This window comes from Mycobacterium sp. (genome assembly GCF_036488105.1).
Classification (GTDB): Bacteria; Actinomycetota; Actinomycetes; order Mycobacteriales; family Mycobacteriaceae; genus Mycobacterium.
The window spans coordinates 1-10778 of record NZ_DASXHW010000411.1 but is presented as its reverse complement, the minus strand read 5'-3'; the positions used below and the strand labels follow the sequence as shown (position 1 = coordinate 10778).

Below are 10778 nucleotides of genomic sequence, written 5' to 3'. Positions count from 1 at the left end.
CTGGGTAGCGCGGTTGTCCCAGATGGCGACGTCGCCCGGTGCCCAGTTCCATCGAACAGTGTTCTCCGGCATGGTGATTCGTCGTTGCAGCAACTCGAGGAGGGTTTGCGACTCGTAATTGTCCATCCCGACGAAGCCGCGCACGAAATCCCCGGCCACCAGGGTGCGTTCACCGGTCTCGGGGTGCACCCGTACGACGGGATGCTCGGTGCGAAAGTCGATTTTCTCGAACCGGGCCCGGTGCGATTTCTGGTCGTCGGTCTGCGCCTGCAGCGGGGCGACATAGTCGAAACGGTTGCTGTGCAGCGCCCAGAGATTGTCGGCGAGGTGTTTGAGCGGCTCGGGCAGCGCGTGGTAGGCCGCGGCGGTGGAGGCCCACAGCGTCGATCCGCCATAGGTCGGCAGGGTAACCGCGCGCAGGATCGATGCCGCCGGATAGTTCGCAACGAACGTCACGTCGGTGTGCCAGCGGTTGGCCTTGCCGTAGTCGGAGTTGATCGGCGTGATGATCGGCATGGTCTCCTGCTGCACCGCGGGGTGGGCGATGGGCGTGCCGATGCGGGTGGCGAAAGCATGCTGTTGCGCGTCGTCGAGGTGGTGCTGGTCGCGGAAGAAGATGACTTTGTGGCGCAACAGGGCGTTTCGGATCTGCTCGACGGTGTCGGTATCCAGATCGCCGGCCAGTTGCACGCCGTCGACGCGGGCACCGATGCGGCTGCCCAATCGGGTCACGGTCAATGTCGATGTCGACGGAGCCGTCATGGTGATGTCCTCTCGGCTGTGGTGTAGTCATTTGACTACGCCTATCTGATCGCGAGCGTAGACACATGACTACACTCGTGTCAAGCGAAGAGCGGGTGAGGGTGCGCCTCTAGACTGTGCCGGTGGAGTCAGCATCGCCCCGTCCTGTGCTGGTCGTCGATTTCGGCGCGCAATACGCCCAGTTGATCGCCCGCCGGGTGCGTGAGGCGCGGGTGTTCTCCGAAGTGATCCCGCATACCGCGTCGGTCGACGAGATTAAGGCCCGCGATCCGCAGGCGGTGGTGTTGTCCGGCGGCCCGGCCAGCGTGTACGCCGAGGGGGCACCGCAACTCGACCCGGCGTTGTTCGACCTTGGCGTGCCGGTGTTCGGTATCTGCTACGGATTTCAGGCGATGGCCCAGGCGCTCGGCGGCACCGTCGCGCACACCGGCACCAGTGAATACGGCCGAACTGAGCTGAAAGTCGTTGGCGGTGAACTGCATTCGGATCTCCCTGACACCCAGCCGGTCTGGATGAGTCACGGTGACGCCGTCACCTCGGCGCCGGACGGGTTCGACGTGGTGGCCACCAGCGCGGGTGCACCGGTAGCCGCCTTCGAGAATCGGTCGCGGCGACTGGCCGGCGTGCAGTACCACCCCGAGGTCCTGCACACGCCGCATGGGCAGCAGGTGCTGACCCGGTTCCTGCTCGAATTCGCCGGAATCGCCGCGGATTGGACACCGGCCGGCATCGCCGAGGCATTGATCGAACAGGTCCGCACTCAGGTCGGCGACGGCCACGCGATCTGCGGGCTGTCCGGCGGGGTGGATTCGGCCGTGGCCGCCGCGCTGGTGCAACGCGCTATCGGGGACCGGTTGACGTGTGTGTTCGTCGACCACGGGCTGTTGCGCGCCGGCGAGCGCGCCCAGGTGCAGCGCGACTTCGTCGCCGCAACCGGCGCCAACCTGGTGACGGTCGACGCGGAGGCGACCTTCCTCGAGGCGCTGTGCGGGGTGACCAATCCCGAGGGCAAGCGCAAGATCATCGGGCGGCAGTTCATTCGTGCGTTTGAAGGCGCAGTGCGGGATGCGCTGGGGGACAACGAGACTGAGTATCTTGTGCAAGGAACGCTATATCCCGACGTGGTGGAGTCCGGCGGCGGGACCGGTGCCGCGAACATCAAAAGCCACCACAATGTCGGCGGCCTGCCGGATGATCTCAAGTTCTCCCTTGTCGAGCCCCTGCGACTTCTGTTCAAAGACGAGGTACGCGCAGTGGGACGCGAATTGGGCCTGCCCGAGGAAATCGTTGCGCGCCAGCCATTTCCGGGGCCGGGCCTGGCGATCCGCATCGTCGGCGAAGTCACCGCGGCGCGGCTGGACACGCTGCGCTGCGCCGACTTGATCGCGCGCGAGGAGCTGACCTCGGCGGGTCAGGACCAGCAGATCTGGCAGTGCCCGGTGGTGCTGCTCGCCGACGTCCGGTCAGTGGGCGTGCAGGGCGACGGCCGGACCTACGGACATCCGATCGTGTTGCGACCCGTTTCCAGCGAGGACGCCATGACCGCCGACTGGACGCGGGTGCCGTACGAAGTGCTGGAACGGATTTCGACCCGGATCACCAACGAGGTGGCCGAGGTCAACCGAGTGGTGCTCGATGTCACCAGCAAGCCGCCCGGCACCATCGAGTGGGAATAGCGAGGCGGCTAAATCACCTCGCCGAATCGACCTGGTCGGAGGAATAGGCGATGACAGGCGTCGACTCGCCGTAAACGTCGAGGGTGTGGATGAAGCGGTGCAGTCCCATCACCCCGGCGCAGGTGAACCCCAGCTCGACGATCTGTGCGGCGCTGAAGTGCTCTCCTAACCGCTTGTAGAACTCGTCGTCCATCGCGTGGTGATCAGCGGAGAGCAGGTCGATGAACTCGACGGCCATCTGCTCCTGCGGCGTCAGCGCGCCGTGGCCCGGGGCGAGCAGGCACGCGACATCCTCGTCGGTGATCGAGTCATGCTTGCGTGATTGGCTGCAGGGCTCGCACTCGCCCAGCTGGGCGCTGCGGATACGCAACAGCTCCAATATCCGGCCGCCGAGCAGGGTAGCCGCCCCGAGGTGAGTCCTGGCCATGTTGACTTGTTCGAGCTGCGCGCTGCGATACGCGAAGATCTGCAGGGGAACCGGGGTCGCATAGAGCCCGGCCGCGACGCCGGCCTCCACGATTTCGCGGGACTGTGAGCTGAGCTCTTGCATCGGGATTGGCGCAATACGCGGCATCGAATCAGGCTAACTTTCTTTAGCGTCACCGAAAAGACCGGCGTTGGGAGGACTCGATGTCCAGACTCAGCCACTCGGGCCGAGCACGTACGCGGCGTTTTCCGGATGGTGGTACCAGCCGCTGGCGGCCTGGGTACCGCCGTCGACGTGGATCGTCTGGCCAGTGATGTAGCTGGACATGTCGGACGCGAGAAATACTGCTGCGCCTGCCATCTCGTCGACGTGGCCTGCGCGTCCCATCGGAACCGTGCGGCCGAACCGCTCTTCGGACCCCGGCGGGGCAATCTGCATGATCCCTTCGGTCAAGGTGATGTCGGGGGCCAGGGCGTTGATCCGGATGCCGTGCGGGGCGAGTTCGAGTGCCGCGGTCTTGGTGTAGTTGATGACGCCGGCCTTGGCCGCCGCGTAGGCCGCGTAACCCGGTGCGGCGCGGACGCCTTCGATCGACGTGACGCTGATGATGCTGCCGGTCAACTTCTGCTCGACGATGCCCCGGGCCACCCGCTGGGTGCACAGGTAGACGTGACGCAGATTGGACTTGTACAGCGCGTCCCAGCCGTTCTCGGTGGTATCGAGGATCCCCGACCAGAAGACGCCACCGGCGTTGTTGACCAGGATCGTCACCGGCCCGAGCTCGGCTGTGGTCTGAGCGAGCGCGGCGTCGACCGCGGCGCTGTCTCGCACGTCGGTGGGGATGCCCAGCGCACCGATCTCCGCTGCGGCGGACGCGCACGATTCGGGATTGCGTTCCCAGACCGCCACCTGCGCACCGAATGCTTTGAAGCCCGCCGCGATGCCGCGGCCGATGCCCGCGCCGCCGCCGGTGACAACCGCGACGCGGTCGGTGAGAAGGACGCTTGAGGGGTCGAGTGCCATGAATCTGAATATAGAACAATCGCACGTCAAGGTTTACAGTCGTGACTAAATATGTTCGATATGTAACACCGTAGGAGGACGGCATGCCCAGCACGATCTTCGTCACCGGCGCGACCGGGCAGACCGGCGGCAACGTCTGCGAGCAGTTGATCCAGCGGGGAGATCAGGTTCGGGCCCTGGTCCGCAATCCGGGCGAAGCCGCTGCGCTGTCCGAAATCGGAGTAGAGCTGGTCAAAGGCGACATCCGCGACGCCGACGACGTGCGGCGCGCGACCGAGGGTGCGGAGGCGGCCATCCACTGTGCGGCGTTATTGGGCGGCGCGAGCCAGGACCTCGACGACTTCAAGGCCGTCAACATGGTCGGCACCACCAACGTCCTGGACGCGGCGAAGTCCCACGGCATGCGCCGGGTGGTGGCCCTGAGCACCGCCACCTTCCTCGATCTGAGCACCGGGGTCGACTTCGAAGAGGCACCCGTGCTGGACAACCCACCCAAAGACCCCTACACCGTGACCAAGCTCGCCGCCTTTCAGGAAGCACACCGGCGCGCCGCCGCGGGCGACGACGTGCTGACGTGTCATCCGGGCGCGATCTTCGGCCCTGCCCCGGTCGTCGAACGCGCCTTGCACCGAACCAGTTTCAACCGAGTGCTGCTGGCGGGCATGCGCGGAAAGATCAAGCGCTATCTTGCATTTCCCGTGACGTGGGTGGCCGGCAAAGACGTCGCGACGGGCTCGATTGCGGCGCTGGACCGCGGTGTGCCCGGTGAGCGCTACCTGTTGGTCGGCCGGCCGCAGGAAAGCTTCAGCACCGCGGGCGGAATCAATCGTGCCTGCGAGATCGCCGGAATCGACCATCGTGTCGAGGATCTCGATTACCGCACGGATCCCGAGGCATTGACCGCCGAATTCGGGCCCACCTTGATGGCCATCGCGAAAGCGGCGGCCAAGAGCGAGCGCAAGCTGAGAACCAACGACAACCTGACGGCCCGGCGCCTCGGTTATGACCCCATCTCCTTCGACGACGGGCTGCGGCTGTTGATCTCGTGGCTGCGTGGACTCGGCAAGCTGTAAGGGCTGCGGTCGTGTCAATTACCGAACCACGCCGATCCGGTTCAGATCATGGGGATCTGGCCGATCGGATCCTCGATGCGGCCCAGCGGCTCGTGTTCCGGATGGGAGCGCGAAAGATGTCGCTCTCCGACGTCGCGACTCTGTCCGGGGTGTCACGGCCCACTATTTACCGCTATTTCGCGTCCAAGGAAGAACTTATCGATGCGCTGGGCAGGCGCGAGCGCAGCCGTCTCGATGCGGCGATGGACAAAGCGATGTCGGGGGTCGTCGGAGGCGCACGACTGGAAGCCGCGGTCGACGTCATCGCGACTTTCGTCGAGGCTCAGCCGCCCGGTCGGTTGCTCGACCTCGAGCCGGCGTTCGCGCACGAACAGATGGCGCAAGCGTTGCCCGTGCTGACCGAAGGGTTGACGGTGGTCCTGCGGCGCTGCGCCCGCGAGGACGCCTTCGCCGCCGCGGTGGACCCCCGCGACCTTGCCGGCGCAATCGCACGAACCGCGTTGAGCCACTATATTTTTCCCGATCCGGACCGCGCCGCGGTGCGCCGCCACATCCGGGCCGCCGCCGGGCTTTCTGCCAGCTAGCCAGGAGGTGTCTATCGGCCGGACAGCAGGAACAGGCCGTAGGCGGCGACCGACTGCGCGTCGGGCAGCACCCCCGAGCGGATCATCTCCTCGACGTCTTCGCGGGCGAACCACTCGCTGCGCATGTCTTGTTCCTCGTGTTCGCGGTCCGCATCTCCCGCGGTGATTCCGGTGGCCAGAAACACCCACCCGCGCTGGCTGCTCATTCCGGCAGCCACATCGAGCAGGCCGAGGGCCTCGAACGACGTCGCGCGCAATCCGGTCTCCTCGCGCAGCTCCTGCGCGGCCAGCTCGGTGGGTTCGAGGTCGGCCAGACCCGGAGCGGTGCCTTGCGGGAATTCCCATCGCCGCGCGCCGAGGGGATACCGGAACTGCTCGACCAACCGGAAGCGCTGCCCGTCGTAGGGGATCACCAGTGCATAGGGCGGCTTGTCCACCACGGAGTAGATGCCGTGGCTGCCGTCGGGCCGACGAATGTCGTCTTCTCGCAGTACCAACCACGGGTTCCGATAGACCTCGCGGGATGCGATGCGTTCGATGAAGGACACGCAGCCAGTATCAGGTCTGCGATTCGGTCGACTCGGCGCAGGATCCGCGACACGCGGGTGGTGACGTCGTCGCCTCCAGGCACCAGAAGCCACACGAGTACCGGTGGTATGAAACCGCCTCTCACGTTTCTTGACGGTGTCGGCGGGTGGGTGTTGACTGATTTTATCGAACATACATTCGAACATCATTGGTAACACTCGTGCCGCCAGGAGGTGTGATGACGGCGATTCTCGCCACCGATCAGCCTCATCACGACCGTGCTGAACAGCTGAAACAACTGCGCCGGCAGATGGCGTCGGTATCCGGGAAGGTTGGTACACCTCGGCGCAGTCATGTCGACGAGCATGACCTGCTTCCGGATTCGGAGGCCAGGCTTTCGGTTCCGCAGTTGCTGGCCACGGTGTTGCCCGACGCGTTGCCACGGGGAACGGTGGCGGTGCTGTTGGGTGCCCGGTCGCTGCCGCTGAGCATGGTGGCCGCGGTGACGGCCGCCGGTGGGAACGCAGCCATTGTCGGCCAGCCGGATGTCGGCCTGCTGGCGGCGGTGGAAATGGGAGCCGATCTGAGCCGGCTTGCGGTGATCCCCGATCCCGGGACCGACCCGGTGGAGGTGGCGGCGGTGCTGATGGACGGGATGGATCTGATCGTGCTGGCGCTGGGCGGGCGCTCGGTGCCGCTGACCCGGGCCCGGGCCGTGGTGGCCCGTGCTCGCCAGAAAGGCTGCACGCTGCTGGTCACCGACGGCGACTGGCAGGGTGCCTCGATACGACTGGAAGCTCGAGTCTGCGGTTACGAAACTACTTCGGATAAACCGGGTTTCGGACGGATCAGCAAGGTGCGGCTCGAGGTGTGTGGCGCCGGGCGGGCGATCAGGCGGGCTCGGACGGGGTAGCAACTGCTCGCGAATTACTGAGTGGTAGTGAGCGAAAGTATGTGCTGGAGGGGGTCTGGTGGGGTGAATCTGACGGAGTGGGCTGGTTGCAGGGTGTGCATCCGCAGACGGCGTGTCGCTGGTTTCGGTCCGGCGATATTTGTCGGAGCCGGCGGTCAGGATGGCGACGTGGGTGAACGGTTGCGCGTGATTGGTGATCCTGTGGTGGCCGGCGCGCCAGCAGGTGTGCGGATTCGGACCCGGATTCATCCCACAGTCGCTGAAGCCGAGGCGCTGGCCGCGGTCGGTGAGCTGTTGGGTTCGGTGTATCGGCGTGAGCTAGCGGGGCGGGTCGGGCTGGGTCGCTTGGACCATAAGGCCCACGCTGTGTGGCGTGCGAAGCGTAAGCAGGGCCTCACGGCGGTGTCGTCGTCGCGGTGGGCCGGTGCGATCACCCGGGCCGTGGAGGATCAGTACCAGCTGGGGATGCGGGGCCTGGTCGCCCAGGTAGCGAATCTGCGCGCCGCGGAGGAGGTGCTTGAGCAGCGGTGCGTGTTGTCTCCCGGCGAGCTCGTGCCGGTCGAAGACAGCAACACCGGCGGCCGATCGCGGCGTCGCCGGTGGCGTGGGTATCGCAACGCCGCGGAGCGGTTCGCCAAGACCCGCCGTCTGGCGGTGTTGCGTACCCGGTTGGCCACCGCCGAGGAGGCGTTGACCGCGGGTCAACCGTCGATCGCAGTGGGTGGGAAACGGTTGTGGCACAACCGCAACCACCTCGACGACGCCGGCATGACCGACCAGCAGTGGCGCACCAAGTGGGATGCGGCGCGGATGTTTTTGACCGCCGACGGGGAGTCGGGCAAGGCCGGGGGCAATGAGACCATCCGCGTCGATGAGGCGGGCCGGCTGCGCATCAAGGTGCCCGGCGCCCTCGTCGACGAATTCGGCACCCATCTGGTGATCGCCGCGCCTGTGCAGTTCAGCCACCGCGGCGCCGAATGGTGGGGGCGGGTGGCTGCGCGACAAGCGGTGCGCTACGACATCAGCTACGACCCCGGCCGTGGGCGTTGGTATTTGGATGCATCGTGGGCTACCAGTCCCGCGCCACCCCCCGAGCTCGACGACGTGCGGGCGGGGCCGGTGCTGGGTGTGGACCTCAATGCGGATCATCTCGCATGCTGTCTGCTCGACTCGTCGGGCAATCCGCTCGGTGAGCCCGTCAGCATTGCCGTCGATACCGCGGGGCTAAAAGCATCGCGGCGCGATGGGCGGGTCCGTGCGGCCATCAGCACGCTGCTCGAGCTGGCCCACCAGCAGAACTGCTCGGCGATCGTGGTGGAGAATCTCGATTTCGCTGACGCGCGCGCTACCGGGCGGGAGACCCTGGGCCGCGGAGGGCGCGGGAAACGGTTCCGCCGCAACGTCGCTGGCATTCCTACCGGAAAGTTCCGCACCCGGCTGACCGCATGGCCTCGCGCTGTGGGATCGCGATCATCGGGGTGGATGCGGCCTACACCAGCCGCTGGGGTGCCCAGCACTGGCGCAAACCCTTACAACAACAGACTTCCGATCCGGCCACCGTGACCGTCCACCACGGGGCGGCTGCCGCGATCGGGCGACGTGGCCTGGGCTTGGCGATCAGGCGGCGGCCGGCGGGACCTCGCACTCGACAGCGGACGAGTGTGGGCACTTCACCGGCCAGACCCGACCACCAGCCCAGCACCACACCACGACGGTGCCGTGGTTCCGGCTCACCGCCACGCCCACAACGACGACGAGGCGTGCCGGTCCACCGGACAACACCCACCGCAGCGGCCAACACCGTTCGGGCCGCACAGGACTCACTCCTGCTCAGCAATCAGGAACGGTAAGCGTGGCTTCCCGGGTATTGGCGATTTGGTGCATGGACTGGCCCGCGGTTGCCGCCGCGGCCGCCGCGGGACTGCCGGCGACGGCCCCGGTCGCTGTCACGCTGGCCAACCGGGTGATCGCCTGTTCGTCGGCGGCCCGTTCAGTGGGTGTGCGGCGAGGGCTGCGGCGCCGCGAGGCGTCGGCCCGCTGTCCGCAACTGCACGTCGTGGCCGCCGACGCCGACCGCGACGCCCGCTTCTTCGAAGGGGTCGTCGCGTCGGTGGACGACCTGGTGCCCCGCGCCGAGGTGTTGCGTCCCGGCCTGGTGGTGTTGCCGGCCCGCGGGGCGGCACGCTTCTTCGGGTCCGAACAGCTGGTGGCCGAACGACTGACCGATGCAGTGGCCGCCGCCGGCGCCGAGTGTCAGGTCGGTGTAGCCGATCAGCTGTCCACCGCGGTATTCGCCGCCCGTGCGGGCCGCGTTGTAGCGGCGGGAGAAGACGCGCGATTTCTGTCGGCGCTGTCGATCCAGCAACTCGCCACCGAGCCAAGCCTGTCCGGTCCGGGGCGGGCGGATCTGGCGGATCTGCTGTGGCGGATGGGAATCCGCACCATTGGGCAGTTCGCCGCGCTGTCACGCACTGACGTGGCTTCCCGGTTCGGGGCCGACGCGGTGAGCGCGCACCGGTTCGCCCGCGGTGAGCCGGAACGCGGGCCGTCCGGGCAAGAGCCGCCGGCCGAACTCGATGCGGTGCTGCACTGCGATCCACCGATCGACCGGGTCGACGCCGCGGCATTCGCCGGGCGCTCATTGGCCAGCGCGTTGCATCAGACGTTGATGGCAGTCGGGGTGGGCTGCACTCGGCTGGCTGTCCACGCCGTCACCGCCAATGGTGAAGAGCTGACTCGGGTTTGGCGCTGTGCCGAGCCGTTGACCGAGGATGCCACGGCCGACCGGGTGCGCTGGCAGCTGGACGGCTGGTTGAACACCCGGATCGTCGTGGATCGACCTACCGCGCCGATAGTGCTGTTACGGCTGCACGCGGTGGAGGTGGTGTCGGCGGGGGCGCTGCAGTTGCCGCTATGGGGCGGTCTCGGCGAAGAGGACAGGATGCGGGCCCGTCGAGCGCTGGTACGGGTGCAGGGCCTGCTCGGTCCGGAGGCGGTGCAAGTGCCGGTGCTGTCCGGCGGTCGCGGGCCGGCCGAGCGCATCACGTTGACGCCGCTGGGCGACGAGCTGGTGCCGCGCGCCGACGCGGGTCTGCCATGGCCCGGTCAACTGCCGGAGCCATCTCCAACGGTGTTACTCGATGACCCGGTGGAATTACTTGACATTCAAGGTAATTCGGTGCGAGTTACCAGCCGTGGACTGCTTTCCGCCGACCCGGCGCGGCTGACTGCCCGCGACCGTGACGACCGGTTGCGCTGGTGGGCCGGACCGTGGCCGGTCGACGAACGGTGGTGGGATCCGGATCGCGCGGCCGGCCGCACCGCGCGTATCCAGGCGCTCCTGGAAGGTGAGCGGGCGTCCGATCCCGGTACCGCGCTGCTGCTGTGCTACCGGCAACGGAGGTGGTATCTGGAGGGAATATACGAGTAAAGGCCAGTCAGACCAGCGATGCGGCGAATGGCCCCACCCGATCGACGAACCGGTCGAAGAACACCGTCGGGTCAACGCCAACACCGATCAGCGCGTTGGCCTTTCGGCCCCAGCGTCCTGACCAGTCGGTGACCGTCATACCGCGGGTCAGCGTTCCGGTCAGCTCGACATCCACCGTCGCCGGCCGGGTGGCGAGCAGCTGCGGGTCCAGTGCGACCGCTGCGGCCAGCGGGTCGTGCAGATGTGCCTGATAACCGTGTCCGAGGCGGTGATAGGACTCCAGGTAGAAGCGCATCGCGTCCTCGATCACCCGAATCAACGCGTTCGGCGACGACGACCGGGTGCCCGGCTCGTCGTCGACG

General features: G+C 67.0%; 11 protein-coding genes. 6 read left to right on the top strand and 5 right to left on the bottom strand.

Annotated features, from left to right (window positions below; genetic code table 11):
- Positions 1 to 762, bottom strand: a 762-nt coding sequence (locus VGH54_RS21900) for a TauD/TfdA family dioxygenase (protein WP_331514195.1), incomplete at its 3' end; no start/stop codon positions are given.
- Positions 763 to 884: 122 nt separating this feature from the next.
- On the opposite strand from VGH54_RS21900, the gene guaA reads away from it, so the two are divergent.
- Entirely contained in the window at positions 885 to 2438 is a 1554-nt protein-coding gene (gene guaA, locus VGH54_RS21895; RefSeq protein WP_331514194.1) for a glutamine-hydrolyzing GMP synthase, read from the top strand.
- A gap of 13 nt (positions 2439 to 2451) precedes the next feature.
- On the opposite strand, the gene VGH54_RS21890 is transcribed toward guaA, so the two are convergent.
- Both VGH54_RS21890 and VGH54_RS21885 read right to left on the bottom strand, forming a co-directional pair.
- Entirely contained in the window at positions 2452 to 3012 is a 561-nt protein-coding gene (locus VGH54_RS21890) for a carboxymuconolactone decarboxylase family protein (protein ID WP_331514193.1), read from the bottom strand.
- A 66-nt stretch (positions 3013 to 3078) separates the two neighbouring features.
- Positions 3079 to 3888: an SDR family NAD(P)-dependent oxidoreductase gene (locus VGH54_RS21885; protein WP_331514192.1), complete on the bottom strand. Its 810-nt coding sequence runs from the start codon at positions 3886 to 3888 to the stop codon at positions 3079 to 3081.
- A gap of 83 nt (positions 3889 to 3971) precedes the next feature.
- Between VGH54_RS21885 and VGH54_RS21880 the strand changes: the two genes are divergently transcribed.
- Both VGH54_RS21880 and VGH54_RS21875 read left to right on the top strand, forming a co-directional pair.
- Positions 3972 to 4961, top strand: a complete 990-nt coding sequence (locus VGH54_RS21880) for an NAD-dependent epimerase/dehydratase family protein (RefSeq protein ID WP_331514191.1) — start codon at positions 3972 to 3974, stop codon at positions 4959 to 4961.
- An 11-nt stretch (positions 4962 to 4972) separates the two neighbouring features.
- Positions 4973 to 5545, top strand: coding sequence for a TetR/AcrR family transcriptional regulator (locus VGH54_RS21875; protein ID WP_331514190.1), 573 nt, complete (start codon positions 4973 to 4975; stop codon positions 5543 to 5545).
- An 11-nt stretch (positions 5546 to 5556) separates the two neighbouring features.
- Here the strand turns inward: VGH54_RS21875 and VGH54_RS21870 are convergent, their stop codons facing one another.
- Positions 5557 to 6093, bottom strand: coding sequence for an NUDIX hydrolase (locus VGH54_RS21870; RefSeq protein ID WP_331514189.1), 537 nt, complete (start codon positions 6091 to 6093; stop codon positions 5557 to 5559).
- A 218-nt stretch (positions 6094 to 6311) separates the two neighbouring features.
- On the opposite strand from VGH54_RS21870, the gene VGH54_RS21865 reads away from it, so the two are divergent.
- From VGH54_RS21865 to VGH54_RS21855, 3 genes are all read left to right on the top strand, one after another.
- Positions 6312 to 6986, top strand: coding sequence for a hypothetical protein (locus tag VGH54_RS21865; RefSeq protein WP_331514188.1), 675 nt, complete (start codon positions 6312 to 6314; stop codon positions 6984 to 6986).
- Between the two features lie 168 nt (positions 6987 to 7154).
- The gene (locus VGH54_RS21860) at positions 7155 to 8549 is read left to right on the top strand and encodes a hypothetical protein (protein WP_331514187.1); all 1395 of its coding nucleotides are present in this window, start codon (positions 7155 to 7157) and stop codon (positions 8547 to 8549) included.
- Between the two features lie 319 nt (positions 8550 to 8868).
- Positions 8869 to 10416, top strand: a complete 1548-nt coding sequence (locus VGH54_RS21855) for a DNA polymerase Y family protein (protein WP_331514196.1) — start codon at positions 8869 to 8871, stop codon at positions 10414 to 10416.
- Positions 10417 to 10423: 7 nt separating this feature from the next.
- Here the strand turns inward: VGH54_RS21855 and VGH54_RS21850 are convergent.
- A partial coding sequence (locus VGH54_RS21850; RefSeq protein ID WP_331514186.1) for a nucleoside hydrolase occupies positions 10424 to 10778 on the bottom strand: 355 nt, incomplete at its 5' end.

What these genes read in the sequence shown, in the direction of transcription:
- VGH54_RS21890 (WP_331514193.1), bottom strand. Translation starts at nt 3,012, where the DNA reads ATGCCGCGTATTGCGCCAATCCCGATGCAAGAGCTCAGCTCACAGTCC.
- VGH54_RS21885 (WP_331514192.1), bottom strand. Translation starts at nt 3,888, where the DNA reads ATGGCACTCGACCCCTCAAGCGTCCTTCTCACCGACCGCGTCGCGGTT.
- VGH54_RS21880 (WP_331514191.1), top strand. Translation starts at nt 3,972, where the DNA reads ATGCCCAGCACGATCTTCGTCACCGGCGCGACCGGGCAGACCGGCGGC.
- VGH54_RS21865 (WP_331514188.1), top strand. Translation starts at nt 6,312, where the DNA reads ATGACGGCGATTCTCGCCACCGATCAGCCTCATCACGACCGTGCTGAA.
- VGH54_RS21855 (WP_331514196.1), top strand. Translation starts at nt 8,869, where the DNA reads ATGGACTGGCCCGCGGTTGCCGCCGCGGCCGCCGCGGGACTGCCGGCG.